The sequence below is a fragment of the Bradyrhizobium centrolobii genome, assembly GCF_001641635.1.
GTDB classification, from domain to species: Bacteria; Pseudomonadota; Alphaproteobacteria; order Rhizobiales; family Xanthobacteraceae; genus Bradyrhizobium; species Bradyrhizobium centrolobii.
This window is the reverse complement of sequence record NZ_LUUB01000022.1, coordinates 124,047-139,166: the sequence shown is the minus strand read 5'-3', so window position 1 is coordinate 139,166 and position 15,120 is coordinate 124,047. Positions and strand designations below refer to the sequence as shown.

Here is a 15,120-nt window from a genome sequence, read left to right as displayed (position 1 = left end):
GCGGTAGCGTGTGGAGTGAAGCTGCTCCTGTCTCTGATGTCGATGCTCAGCTTCGACCGAAAGCAAGTACGTCCTCCGGGCGACGCAGGGTGCGCCGCGCTGCTTAGGGTCAAGTTGCGACTTCGCGATAAGGGCCGCCATCGCTGCGGAGCGAACATTGCGAAGCCAACAAAGATCCGGGGAAGAATGGCAATCGCAAGAAACTGTCATCGCGGCGTCAACTGACGGCGACAGATTGCCGCAGTCTCAGCGAAGGCAATCTTCATCTTATCAAATAAAGACAGGGGCGAACGCATGCGTGGTTTTCGTGACTATTTCTTGTCAACTGCCGCGATCGCAGCGGCGACGCTCGCTTGCGGCGTCATGGTTGCGCAAGCGGATGACGACGGTGGGCATTCGCGCCGACATGGCTACAAGCACGTGCTGCTGATCAGCGTCGACGGCATGCACGCCATCGATTTGAAGCGTTGGGTCGAAAGCCGCCCTGGCGGCAACTTCGCCCATCTCACCAACAACGGCGTCGTCTATCCCAATGCTTATACCACCGCTCCGTCGGACAGCTATCCCGGCATGCTCGCACAGGTTTCCGGCGCCACGCCGAAGGTCGGCGGCCTGTTCTATGACGACAGCTATGACCGCACCGAATATCCCGCCAAGGCCTTCTACACCAGCCAGGGTCTTGAGGACCCGGGTTGCGTAGGTGCGGCTGGAACCGAGCTCACCAACTTCGAAGCGCTCGACAAGAGCTTCGATTACTCCAGCGGGCTGGCAGCGGATTACACGGGCGGCGGCACGCTAGGTCAGGTTTACACGCAGCTCGATCCGGACCACATGCAGCGCAAGCTGGTCAACGGCCAATGCGTCCCGGTCTATCCCCACGAATATGTGCGTACCAACACGATCTTCGAGGTCATCAAGGCGGCCGGAATGCGCACGGCCTGGTCCGACAAGCATCCTGCCTACGAGGACCTGGCGGGCCCGTCGGGCAAGGGCCTCGACGAACTCTTTGCGCCGGAGATCAATTCGCAGGACACGCTCGATGCCGGCGCTAAGGCTGGCGACGACTACACCAAAAGCTATACCGGCGTCCGCTCTTACGACTCGCTGAAAGTGCAGGCGGTGTTGAACTGGATCGACGGCTATGACGGCACGCGAACTCAACATCAATCCGTCCCCGCGATCTTCGGCATGAACTTCCAAGCGGTCAGCGTTGGCCAGAAACTCGCCAAAGCGGGCAACGCGGATACCGACAAGTCGCTGATCGGCGGGTATGCCGACACGCAGGCGACGCCCGGCAATGCGCTCACGCTGCAATTCCAGTTCGTGGACGACGCGCTCGGCAAGTTCATCAACGAGCTCAAGACGCAGAACCTCTACGATTCGACGCTGATCATCGTCAGTGCCAAGCATGGCCAGTCGCCGATCAACATCAAGGACCGCGTGGCGATCTCCGACGCGCTGTATGGCAAGGCGCCCGGTTTCGGTGCCAACGGCTTCGAGATCTGCGACGACGAGGCGCTGGTCTGGTTGTCGCCGGAAATGCAACAGGCGACCAATCCGGCGACCGGCAATCCCTACTATTCAGATGCCAAGGCCTACATTCTGGCCCATGCAGCTGATCTGCATATCCAGAAGCTCCTCGACCGCGACGAACTGACCAAGCTCTACGAAGATCCGTTCCGCAACAGCCGGGTGCCGGACTTTATCGCCATCACCGATCATGGCGTCATCTGCACCGGCGGTAGCAAGCTTGCCGAGCATGGTGGCTTCTCCAAGGACGATCGAAATGTGCTGCTGTTGGTCTCCTCGCCTCGGATCAAGCACGCGAAGGTCGTCGAGGACACCGCCTTCACCACCCAGATCGCGCCGACGATCCTCGATGCGCTCGACCTCGATCCGCGCAGCCTCCAGGCGGTCCGGGAAGAAGGTGTCGAGGTCCTGAAGTAAAACTGAAGCCGCCGGGTCGTCTCAACGCCGGGCCCCCTTCAGAGCAAGAAAGCTGTCCCGCCCCGTGCCGCGTGGCGGGACAGTCGCTTTCAGCATGCGGCGCGCGCAATGAGAGCTGCTGAGCAGAATTTCCACGTCGCGCATCGCCTCGACCGCCATGGTGCGGGAATCCGGATGGAGTTTGCCACCTCGACGCCCGAGACGATTGCGGATGCGATGGTCGCCGCTCTAAAAAGACCGGTGCAGTTCGCCCGTCGAGGCCGACCGTGCTGAGCGCGCCGCCCGCGTGTTGGTCGATCTGACGTAGGCCTCAGTGTTCTTGTTTGAGGGAGGCAAATATGAGTGATGCCGCTCCATTGCTCGCACTGGAACAAATCCGTGACGCGCGAAGGGTGCTGACCATCGGTGGACTGCCGCGGACTCCCTGCCTGGAGTTGCACGACGGCCGACGGAGGGCAGGTCGCCTGCTCGCGAAGGCGGAAAATCTCCTGCCGACGGGATCGTTCAAGATCCGTGGCGCGACCTGCCGTATCTCCAGATTGTCGCAGGAGGAGAAGCGACGCGGCGTCATCGCCTATTCCACCGGCAACCATGCTCAGGCGGTTGCAAAGGCTGCACGCGATCAGGGGCTACCCGCGACAATCGTCATGTCGCCCGACGTGCCCGCGACGAAAGTTGCGGCCACTGAGCGCTGGGGTGCGCAGGTGGTCAATGCGGCGCCGAGCTCCGAAGCGCGACGGAAGCTCGCTGAACAACTCGCGGCCGAGCGGGGCGTCGTGATCGTCCCACCCTATGACGATCTGACCGTCATTGCAGGACAAGGCACGATCGGTCTCGAACTGATCGAGGATTTGCCGCTTTCGATGCCGACGACCGTCTATGTGCCTATTGGCGGCGGCGGTCTCGTCTCGGGTATCGCCGCGGCGTTGAAGCAGACGCGGCCTGAAATCCGGGTCGTCGGTGTGGAGCCAGAGAGCGAGAACGACGCCTTTCTTTCCTTTCGCGAGGGACGCATCATTCCGCTGCCCGGCCCGAGCGGCAGCATCGCTGATGCCATCAAGGTTCAGCAATTGGGCAAGCTGACTTTTCCGCTGATCCGTCATTTCGTCGACGACGTCGAGCTGGTCAGCGAGGCCGAGATCGCCGGCGCCGTAGTCATTGCCGCAGAGGAGATGAAAATGATCGTCGAACCTGGCGGCGCTGTTGGACTTGCCGCCGCCGCCAGGGCTGCGCAAACCCGTCCCGGGCAATATGTTGCGGTTCTCGGCGGCGGCAACATGCCGATAGAACGTCTTGAGGACATGCGCGCGCTTGCCGGCCGCCGGCCAGTGACCGCGCTCGCCAGCGGTCCCGATCGAAACTAGTCGTGGGTCTCCCCCGCGTAGTCCGTCTTTTGCATCGAAGGACGTTGCAGGAAGGCTCTGTACCAATGCGAAAGTCTTGGCCGTCCTTGACAGAATTCGGGCAGCCGGCGGAATTCCAGCCAGGCGAGGGCCGTTGCGAGCGCGATGTGTCCAATATGGATGGGATCATCGAGCCCAGGATCGCGCTCGACAAAATCGCAGCTTTCGATGAGCTTTATCGTCATCCCGTCGGCAATCGGCTTGTATCTCAACGGTTCGGGCCGCCGCTCGGTTTCCCAACGCAGGGCAATGCCAGCGTCGCAAAGGCCATGGGCGAGGGCCTGAAGGCGCAGGGCGGCACGCCGCGCACCGCAAAACCGCGTCCGCATCATCGAAGTCATCAAAGCCATGATACTGGAGGCAACCGGTTCGCAGGCCGATGTGCAGCGCCTGTGCGGGCTCGCGGGCCTGCCGCGCGCGACGTATTACCGGCACCTTGCCGGACGCAATGAGGAGACGGCTGAGTGCGAGCTGCGTGACCTTATCCAGTGCATTTGCCTCAAGCACCGCTTCTATGGCTATCGGCGCGTGACAGCCACCCTCAGGCGGCAGGGCATGGTGGTGAATGCCAAGAAAGTTCAGCGGTTTATGAGCGAAGACAATCTCCTGGCCCAGCGCAAGGCGCCATTCCTGAAGCCGCCCACAGAGCGCCCCTCGGGCTTTCTCATTGTACCGAATTTGGTGCGCGGCCTGGTGCCATCAGCGCCCGATCAAATCTGGGTCGCCGACATCACCTATGTGCATCTCGCCAAGGCCTTCGCCTATCTCGCCGTCATCCTCGACGCGTTCTCGCGCAAGGCCGTGGGCTGGGCTTTTGAGGATACGCTCGACGCCTCGCTCGCCATTGCCGCGCTGAACATAGCCCTCGACGCCCGCAAGCCGAAGCCAGGCAGCCTGATCCATCACTCCGATCGCGGCGTGCAGTACGCTTCCATCGCCTATCGCCAGAGGCTCGCCGAACACAACATCACCATGAGTAGGCCCGGAAATCCCTTCGACAACGCCAAGGCGGAAAGCTTCATGAAGACGCTAAAGACGGAGGAGATCAACGCTTCCGCCTTCGCTGACATCAAGGAGGCCCGCCGCCGCATCAATGGCTTCATCGCAGACGTCTACAACAAGGAGCGGCTGCACTCGGCGCTCGGATACCAATCGCCCCTTGAGTTCGAAACCGTGTTCGCGCAAAACAAGGCACGATAACGCATCATGGCAACCGCACTGTCACAGAAATTATCGTGTCTCATTCCAGGGGTGCAGTCCAACACTGTCGCCGTAATTCTGATTGTGCTCTAGAATCGCTTACATGCCAACCGACATGGCCAACCAACATGGATAAGCCCGAGGCTGACATCTGGCCGTTGCCCAAGTTCAACGCCGGCGATGGTAAGGCTCTGCATGCGGTCGGCGTCATCTCCCTGACGTTTGTTCAGTTTGAACGGGGCGTCGACAATCTGTTCCTGCACCACCCCGCGCATGGTCAAATATCGAGAGATCTTCTGCATCACTATTTTTATTCGCTCAACGAGCAGCAGCGTCCAAGTGTCACGAGGAAATTCTATCGCGAGCAAGAAGCTGATCCGTTGGTGGTTAAGGCGACGGAGAATGTTCTTGAGTTTTTCGACTGGGCCCATGATGCGAGAAACAAAATCTTGCACTCAGAACTCTATCCAGCCGCTTTTGGAGGGAGGCACGACACGTTCTATCTCACCAAGCGCGCTGGGAAACGTGATTCAGGCTCAATTTACCTAGCTTTCAAAGTTCATGAGCTGAGGGACGTCGCAGAAAAGATGCGCGCCGGGGTCGTCGCGGCGGCGGAAATCAATATCCATGTGCGCTACCGCGACGTCGATCCCCTTAAGATTGAGCGGTCCTTGCGGGTGTATGCGGTCAAGCCGCCTTCTTTCACGTTGTTGCCTATCCCGGGAAAAATCAAAGCAACAGAGACGCCCTAGTTCTACCTGGCAGGGCTGGTTTCTTTTGATCGGACGGCGTTACCTATGGCGCCGCAACGACGGATTCCGCCGAGTCCGGCCGAAGTCATTGAGTGCACTGTCACCGCAATTGCCGCAATCCAGGCAGTTCGCGAATCGACTTGTATCCGCGGAGGTTTTTACTACCCGGCCTAAGGTGTTGAGGCAGGTCCTTCCAGCCGAGGCGTAACAACGCGAACGAGCTCGGCAAGCGCCCCCGTCGCCGCTGACACTTCATACTCGTTGACGGCAGTGTTATGAACAAGAACGACTGCACCAACGACATCCTTCTCGTGAAGATACAGTGCCACCTGCGTAATGGCGCGGAGCACCACGGCCTTTTTACTTAACTTGGCGGTCATACGCTTGAGTTCGATCACAACCTTTTCGGTGTCGCGACTGATAACGATATCGGCTTCGCTGCTAGCGAAGCGCTTATTTTGTTCTACGGTCAGCCCTGACACCTGCGCCAAGTCTGCGGATAAATATCCGGCGAGAGCACCTTCAAGACGATAATAATCGTGCGCTGGAGAAACTGTTTTCCCGATCGGATCGATATGGGATTCCGCGAAGGCTAGAACTCGTTGAGTAACGAGTTCTAGGAGGGGTTTATTTTTTTGATGGAGCGAAATTTGTTCTGCCGGAGTCGCGGCGGCGGCTGCATCGAAAGCGATTTTGCTGTCGATTTGATCGCAGAGCACGATTGCGAATGTCGTGACGGAGACAATAGCGAGGAGTGCCTCGTCTTCATCGAAATCCAGCGTGTAGTCGTGCGCCGAAGGATTTCTCCACTCCTGTCGGTAGCGCGTGAATTGATCTAAAACCTTTTTCCGTAGCAGATTCCCTTCGCTCAGAAATTTTTCGATGTCGAAGGGTCTCACGTGGTCTGGGTTTTGACCGGCAATGACCCGATAAGCTTCCTTGATACTTCCTTCGAAGGCTTGGTTGCATCGAAATATGACATCGGTAAAAAGTGTTTCGTCTGGCTCAGCCTGGCCTCTCAAGAAGTGACGTACCGCCGCATCGATGTGCGATTTTACTGCACGCAGGCCAGTGTCATGAGCGCCTGAGGGTAACCCTCTGATTTTGGTGTCGAGAATGTCTTGGATGTCCATGTCCAGGCCAGTTTTAATGCACACTACACCCAGGGCAATAATTGGTGGGCCCGGCAGGACTCGAACCTGCAACCAGACCGTTATGAGCGGCCGGCTCTAACCATTGAGCTACAGGCCCCGCCGCGAGGCGGCCGCGGGAGGCGCGGCCGGCAACGGTGCGCCGTCCGTTTACAGGGCCCGAGCCGAGGGTGCAATGCCGGGCCCCTGGTCGTCCAAAGCATCGCCGCTGCTCGGAAAGTGAGCCTCGTCCGGTCGTTTGCGGATTGCTGGCGATCTTGTAATTGTGCCGCTGTTTTGCCCGACGTGTCAAATGTCTCGCGGCCGCTTGCATCGTTCCGGCAAGCCGCCATTTTTACTTTGCATGGGGTTGTTTTCGATATTTTTGATGGGGGCTAGACGACCGCGACAAGCGCGGCCGTCTCACAGACGGCCGGGCAATGCCGGCCCTAGTCGACCGAAACGCCGGCGAATTCGACCACCTTGCGCCATTTCTCGGTCTCATCCGTGACCAGCTTGCCGAACTCGGCCGGGGTCATCGGCTTCGGGATGCCGCCGGTCTCGGCAAGGCGCGCCACCAGCTTCGGGTCCTTCAAGGCCTCGCCGACGGCCTTGTTGAGGATCTCGATGACGTCCGGCGGCGTGCCCTTCGGCGCGGATATGCCGTAGAAGCCGACCGATTCGAATCCCGGCACGGTCTCCGCGATCGCAGGCACGTCGGTCACGCCCGGCCAGCGCTGCGGCGAGGTCACGCCAAGCGCGCGGACATTGCCGCCGCGTGCCTGTTCCAGCGCGGAGGGCAGGTTGTCGAAGATGAGCTGCACCTTGTTGGAGATGATGTCGGGGAAGGCGATCGCCGAGCCGCGATAGGGCACGTGCACCATGTCGCACTTGGTCATCACCTTGAACAGCTCCGCCGACATGTGCACCGAGGTGCCGTTGCCGGAGGAAGCGAACGAGATCTTGCCGGGATTGGCCTTGCAGTAGTCGATGAACTCCTGGACGGTCTTCGCCGGCATCGCGTTGGAGACGACCAGCATGTTGGTGAGCTGCATGATGCTCGCAACCGGCACGGTGTCGCGCAGGAAGTCGTAGGGCAGCTTCTTGTAGAGCGAGGTCGAGATCGCGTTGTTGGGCGCGACGAACAGCAGCGTGTAGCCGTCCGCGGGCGAGTTGATCGCGGCGGCGGCCGCGATGTTGCCGCCGGAGCCGGTGCGGTTCTCGACGATGAACTGCTGGCCGAGATGGTCCGACAGCCATTGCGCCATGATCCGCGCCACGATGTCGACCGGGCCGCCGGCGGCAAATCCGATCAGCCAGTGCACGGGGCGGTTGGGGTAGTCGGCGGCGGTGGCGGGAGGTGCGGCGCTGAAAAGGCTTGAAAGGAATACGAGACCGAAAAAACCGTTACGCAGAATTCGCAGCATGATGCCTCCCATTGCTTTATTGTCGTTGCTTGCATGCTTTCATAAAATCCGGCCGCTGCCTACATCATCTCAAGTTCATGTTGACGCGGGCGGAGCCGGAGCGACCATGAGATTCGCATTTTCCATCTTCGTCGGCGCGGTGCTGCTCATCGGCCCCGCCGCGGCCCAAACCGGAGACAAGGCCATTCCGACCACGACGATCAGCCTCGGCACTGCGACGCCGGGCGGCGGCTTCCCGCTCTATGGCAACGCGTTTGCGGAGGTGATGAACGCGGCCGATACACAGCTCACCATCGCCCCGCGCAACACCAAGGGCAGCAACGAGAACATTCCGCTCCTGGAGAAGGGCGAGCTCGATCTCGCCTTGGTCGCGGGCGAGCCGGCCTACGAGGCCTTTGCCGGCATCGGCCGGGCGCCGGCGCGGCTGAAAATCCTCACGGCGATCTATTCCAACCCCGGCATGTTCGTGGTGCGGGCGGACAGTCCCTACAAGACCATTCACGATCTCGTCGGCCAGCCGGTCGCATTCGGCGCCAGGGGCTCGGGCCTGCCGATCCTGGCGCGCTACGTGCTCGACGGGATCGGCCTGAAACAGGACGAAGATTTCAAGGCGATCTATCTCGATCGCGCCGGTGATGGGCCCGCGATGGTCGATGACGGCCGGGTCGCGGCGCTCTGGGGCGCCGGCATCGGCTGGCCCGGATTCGCGGCGGTCGCTTCCAGCGCATCCGGGGCGCGCTTCATCGCGCCGAGCAGTGAGGAGATCGCGCGCATCCGCGCCAAGCATTCCTTCCTGAAGCCGCTGACCGTGCCGGCCGGCAGCTACCCGAAGCAGACCGAGCCGATCGCCTCGCTCGGCTCCTGGAGTTTTGTGCTGACGCGCGAGGACCTGCCCGACGATGTCGCCTATCGGCTGGCGAAGACGCTGCATGGCGCGGAAGTGACGTTCTGCAAGAAGCTGGCGCAGGCCTGCGAGACCACGGCTGTGAACACGGTCGCCGCGGCCCCGAAGCCGGAGCTGATTCATCCGGGTGTGATGAAGTATTTCCGCGAGATTGGCGTGGTGAAGTGACGGTCGCTTTAAGCGACCGTCATTCCGGGGCGCGTCGAAGACGCGAACCCGGAATCTCGAGATTCCGGGTTCGGTCCTGCGGACCGCCCCGGAATGACTGCCTAGCGCGTCACTTCTTCACCATCGCACACGCCGGATCCGGCGGCCCGAACGCCTTGTCGCCCGAAATGGTCGTGAGGATCTTGTAATAGTCCCACGGATATTTGCTCTCCTCCGGCGACTTGACCTGCACCAGCCAGAGGTCGTGCACCATCAGATTGTCCTCGCGCAGCTTGCCGTTGCGCGCGAAGAAGTCCTCGATCGGCTTCTCGCGCATCTTGGCTGCGACCTTCAGGGGATCGTCGGTGCCGGTCTCCTTGATCGCGTTGAGATAGTGCATCACGGAGGAATAGACGCCGGCCTGCCACATCGTCGGCATCTGCTTCATCTTGGCGAAGTAGCGCTTCGACCATTCGCGGGTCTTGTCGTCCATGTCCCAATAGAAGGACGTGGTCAGCAACAGGCCTTGCGCTGCCTGCAGGCCAATGCCGTGGATGTCGGTGATCAGCGCGAGCAGTGCCGCCATCTGCTGGCCGCCCTTGAACACGCCGAACTCGGTGCCGGTCTTGATCTCGTTCATGTTGTTGGGCGGGCCGGCCGCGATACCGATGATCTTGGCCTTGGAGGCCTGCGCCTGGAGCACGAAGGAGGAGAGGTCTGGCGTCGCCAGCGGCGGCCGCACCGAGCCCAGCACCTTGCCGCCATTGGCGGTGACGACCGTAGAGGCGTCGCGCTCCAGCGAATGGCCGAAGGCGTAGTCGTCGGTGATGAAGAACCAGCTGTCGCCGCCGCGCTTGACCACCGCATCCGCCGTGCCGACGGCGAGCGCGCGGGTGTCGAACACCCACTGGATCGCGTAAGGCGAGCAGAATTTTCCGTGGAAGTCGGCCGTGCCGGTGGAGTGCGTGATGAACAGCCGCTTCTTCTCGTTGGCGATGTTCTGCACCGCGAGCCCGACCGCCGAGACCGGGACGTCGACGATCAGGTCGACCTGGTCGACGTCGTACCAGCGCCGCGCGATCGCGCCGCCGATGTCGGCCTTGAGCTGGTGGTCGCCGACGACGACGCTGATCGGCTTGCCCAGCACCTTGCCGCCGAAATCGTCGATCGCCATCTGCGCCGCCGTCACCGAGCCCTGGCCGGTTGGCGCCGAAGCCGGGCCGTTCATGTCGGTGAGCACGCCGATCTTGACCACGTCGTCGGAAATCTGCGCCGACGCCGCGCCCGGCACCAGCGCCGCCGCGAAGGCGACCGCGACCGGCAGTCCAAATCTGGTTGGATTCACGCTTGTCCTCCCTCATCGGCTCGTTGGCCGCTGTTGCCATTGCGCCGGGTATGGCCCGGCTGAATTGGTTTCTTTTGCAACTATTCGAGGGCGGGCGTCAACGTCAGGCCGCGAAGCGGATTTGTCCCGCAGGCGAGGGATCGTAGCCGGTCAGCTCCTCGGCGCGCTGGCGCAGCCGCTGTTCGCCGAGGAACCGGACCAACGCCTGCATGGCGGGGCGGAAATAGCTGCGCTGCCGCATCGCGAGATCGAAATTTTCCCAGACCAGCGGCACGAAATCGAGGCCGGCGCCACGGGCTGCGGAGCGTGTCGCCACACCGCAATCGGCATGGCCGGCGCGGATCGCGGCGGCTAGGTCCGGGCCGGTGAGGCATGGCGTCTCCAGCCGGCGCAGATCCTTGAGGGAGGCGCCGGCGCGCTTCAGGAGCACGTCGAGCAGCATTTGCGCGCCTGCGCCCTGTTGCCGCACCGCCATCCTGGCGCCGAGTGCAAGGACGTCGGACAGGCTCTGGAGCCGCTTGGGATTACCAGCCGGCAGCACGATGCCCTGCTCGCGGCGCACCAGCCCCACCAGCACCGCGTCATGCAGGTCCGTTGCGGCCCGCAGCGCCGCGACATTGGCATCGCCGGCCAGATTGTCGGAGGCATCGAGGCTATGGAAATGCACCGCCGCGGCGATGACCTCGTCCCGCTGCAGGCGCTCGAGCCCGCGCGCGGTGCCTTCGTTCAGGGAGGCGAGCCCCGAGCCGGATTCCCGCGAGGCCCATTCCAGCAGATCGTCCTGGCTGCCGCCCACGATCAGCGGCGGCTCGGCCGCCAGCATCCCGGCCGGGCGCGCCAGCCCCGACAGCACCCAGAGGTCGAGCTCATGCCGGGGGAACAGCCATTTCCCCGTTACCTTGCTGCAGGGGATCGCGCCGGTGGTGACGAGCTCGTAGAGCTTGCGCTCCCCAAGCCGGAGGTAATCGGCGGCTTCGCTGGTCGTCAGGAAGTCCATTCTGCATTCCTACGCAAATTCTTGATTCTTTTTTGGCATTTGACGCAAGCTGGAATTTCTGCAGATCAATATGGGTCCGGTGGAACCATGCCCGATCATCTCAGTGCTTTGCAACTCATCCTGGCCGGCGATCCGGCCCTGTTCGCGATCGTACGGCTCTCACTTGGTGTGAGCCTTGCGGCCGTCGCGCTGGCGGCCGCGATCGGCATGCCCATTGGCGCGTTGCTGGCGCTTACGCGCTTTCCGGGACGGCCGGCCCTGGTGGTGCTGCTCAACGCGATGATGGGGCTGCCGCCGGTCGTGGTCGGGCTCGCGCTCTACCTCCTGCTGTCGCGTTCGGGGCCGCTCGGCGCCTTCGGCATACTGTTCACGCCGGCGGCGATGGTGGTGGCGCAGACGGTGCTGATCCTGCCGATCATCGCCGCGCTGACGCGGCAGACGATCGAGGATCTCTGGGCCGAATATCGCGACGAGCTGAATGCCATGAATGTCGGACCGATCGGCCGCATGACGACGCTGCTGTGGGATGCGCGCTTCAGCCTGCTCACCGCGCTGCTCGCCGGTTTCGGCCGCGCGGCGGCGGAGGTCGGCGCGGTCATGATCGTCGGCGGCAATATCGACGGCTTTACCCGCACCATGACGACCACGGTGGCGCTCGAGACCTCCAAGGGTAACCTTCCGCTGGCGATGGGACTGGGCGCGATCCTGATCGTGCTGGTGCTCGCCATCAACGCAGCCGCGTGGGGCACCCGCGTCTGGTCGCAACGATTGACGGGATGAACATGCGTGCGCCGGTGACCGATCTTCCCCTGGTTCTCGATGGCGTCGCGCTGCAGGCCGGCGCGACCATACTTCTCAACGACATCAGCCTGACGATCGCACCGGGCGTTCCGACCCTGATCGTCGGTCCGAATGGGTCCGGCAAGACCAGCCTGCTTCGGCTCTGCATGGGACTGAGCGCACCGACCGGGGGGCGCATCACCTGGGGCGGCCGGACCGATCCGGCACCGACGCGTCGCGCCTTCGTGTTTCAGCGGCCCGTGATGTTGCGGCGGGCGGCGTCGGCCAACGTGACCTACGCGCTTGCGCAAGCCGGTATGCCGCGGTCGCAGCGGCCGTCGCGCGCGGCGGCTTTGCTGCAACGCGTCGGGCTTGCCGATCTCGCACATCGTCCGGCGCGGCTGCTCTCCGGCGGGGAGCAGCAGCGGCTGGCGCTGGCACGTGCGCTGGCGCGCGATCCCGAGATCCTGCTGCTGGACGAGCCCACCGCCAATCTCGACCCCGCCGCGACGCGCGCGGTGGAAGAGATCGTCATGAGCGCGGCGCAATCGGGCATCAAGATCGTGATGGCGTCGCACGATCTCGGCCAGGTGCGGCGGCTTGCGGGCGAGGTCATCTTCCTCGCGCGTGGGACGCTGTGCGAACGGGCCGCGACGAACGACTTCCTCGATCGTCCGTCGACGCAGGAGGCCCGCGCCTTCCTGCGCGGCGATCTCGTGGTTTGAAATCGGAGCACACTCATGGCTTTTCGCCGCCTGTCCGTGGCACTCGCGCTTCTCGGCAGCCTCGCAGCTAGCATTGCGGCGTCATCCGCCCAGGATCGCTCGATCGTCGTGGCCTCGACGACGTCGACGCAGGATTCCGGCCTGTTCAGCTACCTCCTGCCGATCTTCAAGGCCAAGACCGGCATCGACGTGAAGGTGATCGCGCAGGGCACCGGACAGGCGCTCGACACCGCACGGAGGGGCGACGCCGACGTCGTGTTCGTACACGCCAAGCCGCAGGAGGAGCGGTTCGTCGCCGACGGATTTGGCGTGAAGCGGTTCGACGTGATGTACAATGATTTCGTGCTGATCGGACCGAAGAGCGATCCTGCCGGCGTGAAGGGCAAGGACATCGTCACCGCGCTGAAGGCAATCGAGGCCAAAGGCGCCCCGTTCGTCTCGCGCGGCGACCGCTCCGGCACCCATGCCGCGGAGCTCGCACTGTGGATCGTCGCCGGCATCGACATCGCCAGCGCCAAGGGCCCCTGGTATCGCGAGATCGGCCAGGGCATGGGCGCGGCGCTCAACACCGCGAGTGCGATGAATGCCTACGTGCTGTCCGACCGCGGCACCTGGATCTCCTTCAAGAACCGCGGCGACCTCGACATCGTCGTCGAAGGCGACAAGCGTCTGTTCAACCAGTACGGCGTGATGCTGGTGAACCCTGAGAAGCATCCGGGCGTGAAAAAGGAGCTGGGGCAGACCTTCATCGACTGGCTGATTTCGCCGGAGGGCCAGGCGGCGATCGCCGGCTACAAGATCGACGGGCAGCAATTGTTCTTTCCCAACGCCGACAAGAGCGGCGGCTGACATCCCCGTCGGGAGCGGTTGCCAAACCGGTCGATGCATGGTCCATCATGGCGCATGACCCAGCGCCTGCCGCCATCGCTCACGCCCCTCGACACAGCGCTCGCCGCGCTGCTGGATGGGCTCGAGCCGCTCGCGCCGGTGGAGTTGCCGCTTTCCGAGGCGGCTGGCTGCATCGCGGCCGGGACCCCGTTGCTCACAGCCTATCCACCCCGCGACATTGCAGCCGCTGACGGCTGGGCGCTGTCTGCGAACGATCTCGTCGGCGCGTCCTCCTATTCGCCGCTGCTTCTGGCAAAGACACCGCTGTGGGTGGAGGCTGGCGATGCGATGCCGCAGGGATGCGACTGTGTGCTCGATGCTGACGCGGTCGACGTGTCGGGGCCGCTTGCTCAGGTGTTGGCGGAAGGGTTGCCGGGGCAGGGCGTCAGGCGGGCAGGAAGCGACATCGCCGAACACACGCTTGGCGACACAGAGGGATCTCGAATCGGTGCGGCCGATCTTTTGCTTGCACGCATCGCAGGGGTGGACAGGTTGAGCGTGCGGCGGCCGCGGCTGCGTATCGTCAATATGCCCGGCGCGACGGCGACGATGCACATGATTGCCGAGATGGCGCGCGCAGCGGGACTGCATGTGAGCAGCCACGAGGCCCGCGCGCGCGATGACGCATCGATCGCGGATGCGCTCGATGCCTCGACCAGCGATCTCATCGTGACGATCGGAGGCAGCGGCGTCGGTCGTCGGGATGCTGCCGTTACGGCGCTGGCTCAGCGCGGTGACGTGATCGCCCATGGCCTCGCGCTCCGGCCGGGACGCACGGCCGCGGTCGGGCGGCTCGGAAAAGTTCCCGTCATCGCCTTGCCCGGTTCGCCCGATCACGCACTGGCCGCGTGGCTCGCGCTCGTGTTTCCCATCATTGATCGTCTGTCGGCGCGGCGGCCACGCCGGCCGGTAACCTTGCCGCTCGCCCGCAAGATCGCATCTGGCGTCGGCGTCGCCGAGATTGCGCTGCTGGCGGAAGAGCAGGGCAGGTGGCTGCCGCTCGCGGTCGGTGAATGGCCTTTGCGCGCCATCGCCAACGCGGACGCATGGCTGCTCATTCCCGGCAGCAGCGAGGGATTTGCGGCGGGCACGCAGGTCGATGCCTATCTGATGCGGGAATGATATGGGTTCCGACATGACCGGCATTTCGCAGCCGCAAGATCGCAGCGCGCTCGAACAGGAACAGTTCCTCAAGATCCTGTCGCGCGAGGATGCGCTGGCGCGCTTTGAAGCCGCGCTGTTCCCGCGTGCGATTCCGCACGAGACGCGCAAGCTTGCCGCTGCCCTCGGCGCGGCCTTGGCCGAAGACGTCGTGGCGCCGATCGACGTGCCGCCGTTCGACCGTTCCAATGTCGACGGCTTTGCCGTCCGCTCGGCGGACCTTGTCGCGGCGAGCGAGGGCGCAGCCGTGCGCCTCGCGCTGAACGACGAGACCATTCACTGCGGCGCGGCGCCGACGTTGCAGGTTGCGGCGN

General features: G+C 63.2%; 14 protein-coding genes, 1 tRNA gene and 1 pseudogene. 10 read left to right on the top strand and 6 right to left on the bottom strand.

All coding sequences use genetic code 11. The annotated features are described in order from the left end of the window. Positions 1 to 294: 294 nt before the first annotated feature. Both AYJ54_RS03455 and AYJ54_RS03450 read left to right on the top strand, forming a co-directional pair. Positions 295 to 1,947: an alkaline phosphatase family protein gene (locus tag AYJ54_RS03455; RefSeq protein ID WP_063696474.1), complete on the top strand. Its 1,653-nt coding sequence runs from the start codon at positions 295 to 297 to the stop codon at positions 1,945 to 1,947. A gap of 338 nt (positions 1,948 to 2,285) precedes the next feature. Further along, entirely contained in the window at positions 2,286 to 3,311 is a 1,026-nt protein-coding gene (locus tag AYJ54_RS03450; RefSeq protein ID WP_082905459.1) for a threonine ammonia-lyase, read from the top strand. Here AYJ54_RS03450 and AYJ54_RS03445 read toward each other — a convergent pair. Further along, entirely contained in the window at positions 3,308 to 3,691 is a 384-nt protein-coding gene (locus AYJ54_RS03445) for a glutathione S-transferase family protein (RefSeq protein WP_136623411.1), read from the bottom strand. The two genes, AYJ54_RS03450 and AYJ54_RS03445, sit on opposite strands and share 4 nt — an antisense overlap. 7 nt (positions 3,692 to 3,698) lie before the next feature. Here AYJ54_RS03445 and AYJ54_RS03440 point away from each other — a divergent pair, with 7 nt between their 5' ends. Both AYJ54_RS03440 and AYJ54_RS03435 read left to right on the top strand, forming a co-directional pair. Beyond that, positions 3,699 to 4,550 (top strand): IS3 family transposase, encoded by an 852-nt coding sequence (locus AYJ54_RS03440; RefSeq protein WP_063696469.1) that lies wholly within the window; start codon positions 3,699 to 3,701, stop codon positions 4,548 to 4,550. A 128-nt stretch (positions 4,551 to 4,678) separates the two neighbouring features. Next, entirely contained in the window at positions 4,679 to 5,302 is a 624-nt protein-coding gene (locus AYJ54_RS03435) for a hypothetical protein (RefSeq protein ID WP_063696467.1), read from the top strand. Between the two features lie 170 nt (positions 5,303 to 5,472). On the opposite strand, the gene AYJ54_RS03430 is transcribed toward AYJ54_RS03435, so the two are convergent. From AYJ54_RS03430 to AYJ54_RS03420, 3 genes are all read right to left on the bottom strand, one after another. Further along, positions 5,473 to 6,435, bottom strand: a complete 963-nt coding sequence (locus AYJ54_RS03430) for a hypothetical protein (protein ID WP_063696466.1) — start codon at positions 6,433 to 6,435, stop codon at positions 5,473 to 5,475. Between the two features lie 42 nt (positions 6,436 to 6,477). Further along, positions 6,478 to 6,553: transfer RNA gene (locus AYJ54_RS03425), tRNA-Ile, on the bottom strand. A 328-nt stretch (positions 6,554 to 6,881) separates the two neighbouring features. Next, positions 6,882 to 7,859 (bottom strand): Bug family tripartite tricarboxylate transporter substrate binding protein, encoded by a 978-nt coding sequence (locus tag AYJ54_RS03420; RefSeq protein WP_063696655.1) that lies wholly within the window; start codon positions 7,857 to 7,859, stop codon positions 6,882 to 6,884. A gap of 106 nt (positions 7,860 to 7,965) precedes the next feature. Between AYJ54_RS03420 and AYJ54_RS03415 the strand changes: the two genes are divergently transcribed. Next, a complete protein-coding gene (locus AYJ54_RS03415; protein ID WP_063696464.1) occupies positions 7,966 to 8,931 on the top strand; it encodes a TAXI family TRAP transporter solute-binding subunit in 966 nt (321 codons plus the stop codon). Between the two features lie 109 nt (positions 8,932 to 9,040). Here AYJ54_RS03415 and AYJ54_RS03410 read toward each other — a convergent pair whose 3' ends face one another. After that, positions 9,041 to 10,255, bottom strand: coding sequence for an ABC transporter substrate-binding protein (locus tag AYJ54_RS03410; RefSeq protein WP_063696462.1), 1,215 nt, complete (start codon positions 10,253 to 10,255; stop codon positions 9,041 to 9,043). Between the two features lie 103 nt (positions 10,256 to 10,358). Beyond that, a complete protein-coding gene (locus AYJ54_RS03405; RefSeq protein WP_063696461.1) occupies positions 10,359 to 11,252 on the bottom strand; it encodes a substrate-binding domain-containing protein in 894 nt (297 codons plus the stop codon). Positions 11,253 to 11,339: 87 nt separating this feature from the next. Between AYJ54_RS03405 and AYJ54_RS03400 the strand changes: the two genes are divergently transcribed. The 5 genes and pseudogenes from AYJ54_RS03400 to AYJ54_RS53400 all read left to right on the top strand — a co-directional run. Next, positions 11,340 to 12,032 (top strand): ABC transporter permease, encoded by a 693-nt coding sequence (locus tag AYJ54_RS03400; protein ID WP_063696459.1) that lies wholly within the window; start codon positions 11,340 to 11,342, stop codon positions 12,030 to 12,032. Between the two features lie 2 nt (positions 12,033 to 12,034). After that, positions 12,035 to 12,757, top strand: a complete 723-nt coding sequence (locus AYJ54_RS03395) for an ABC transporter ATP-binding protein (protein ID WP_136623419.1) — start codon at positions 12,035 to 12,037, stop codon at positions 12,755 to 12,757. Between the two features lie 15 nt (positions 12,758 to 12,772). Continuing rightward, complete coding sequence (locus AYJ54_RS03390) at positions 12,773 to 13,606, top strand: ABC transporter substrate-binding protein (protein WP_063696456.1); 834 nt, start codon at positions 12,773 to 12,775, stop codon at positions 13,604 to 13,606. A 54-nt stretch (positions 13,607 to 13,660) separates the two neighbouring features. After that, the gene (locus tag AYJ54_RS03385) at positions 13,661 to 14,767 is read left to right on the top strand and encodes a molybdopterin-binding protein (RefSeq protein ID WP_063696454.1); all 1,107 of its coding nucleotides are present in this window, start codon (positions 13,661 to 13,663) and stop codon (positions 14,765 to 14,767) included. Positions 14,768 to 14,780: 13 nt separating this feature from the next. Next, a pseudogene (locus AYJ54_RS53400) lies at positions 14,781 to 15,119 on the top strand (molybdopterin biosynthesis protein); the annotation flags it as partial. Position 15,120: the final 1 nt, after the last annotated feature.

What these genes read in the sequence shown, in the direction of transcription:
- AYJ54_RS03455 (WP_063696474.1), top strand. Translation starts at nt 295, where the DNA reads ATGCGTGGTTTTCGTGACTATTTCTTGTCAACTGCCGCGATCGCAGCG.
- AYJ54_RS03450 (WP_082905459.1), top strand. Translation starts at nt 2,286, where the DNA reads ATGAGTGATGCCGCTCCATTGCTCGCACTGGAACAAATCCGTGACGCG.
- AYJ54_RS03445 (WP_136623411.1), bottom strand. Translation starts at nt 3,691, where the DNA reads ATGACTTCGATGATGCGGACGCGGTTTTGCGGTGCGCGGCGTGCCGCC.
- AYJ54_RS03440 (WP_063696469.1), top strand. Translation starts at nt 3,699, where the DNA reads ATGATACTGGAGGCAACCGGTTCGCAGGCCGATGTGCAGCGCCTGTGC.
- AYJ54_RS03435 (WP_063696467.1), top strand. Translation starts at nt 4,679, where the DNA reads ATGGATAAGCCCGAGGCTGACATCTGGCCGTTGCCCAAGTTCAACGCC.
- AYJ54_RS03430 (WP_063696466.1), bottom strand. Translation starts at nt 6,435, where the DNA reads ATGGACATCCAAGACATTCTCGACACCAAAATCAGAGGGTTACCCTCA.
- AYJ54_RS03420 (WP_063696655.1), bottom strand. Translation starts at nt 7,859, where the DNA reads ATGCTGCGAATTCTGCGTAACGGTTTTTTCGGTCTCGTATTCCTTTCA.
- AYJ54_RS03415 (WP_063696464.1), top strand. Translation starts at nt 7,966, where the DNA reads ATGAGATTCGCATTTTCCATCTTCGTCGGCGCGGTGCTGCTCATCGGC.
- AYJ54_RS03405 (WP_063696461.1), bottom strand. Translation starts at nt 11,252, where the DNA reads ATGGACTTCCTGACGACCAGCGAAGCCGCCGATTACCTCCGGCTTGGG.
- AYJ54_RS03400 (WP_063696459.1), top strand. Translation starts at nt 11,340, where the DNA reads ATGCCCGATCATCTCAGTGCTTTGCAACTCATCCTGGCCGGCGATCCG.
- AYJ54_RS03395 (WP_136623419.1), top strand. Translation starts at nt 12,035, where the DNA reads ATGCGTGCGCCGGTGACCGATCTTCCCCTGGTTCTCGATGGCGTCGCG.
- AYJ54_RS03390 (WP_063696456.1), top strand. Translation starts at nt 12,773, where the DNA reads ATGGCTTTTCGCCGCCTGTCCGTGGCACTCGCGCTTCTCGGCAGCCTC.
- AYJ54_RS03385 (WP_063696454.1), top strand. Translation starts at nt 13,661, where the DNA reads ATGACCCAGCGCCTGCCGCCATCGCTCACGCCCCTCGACACAGCGCTC.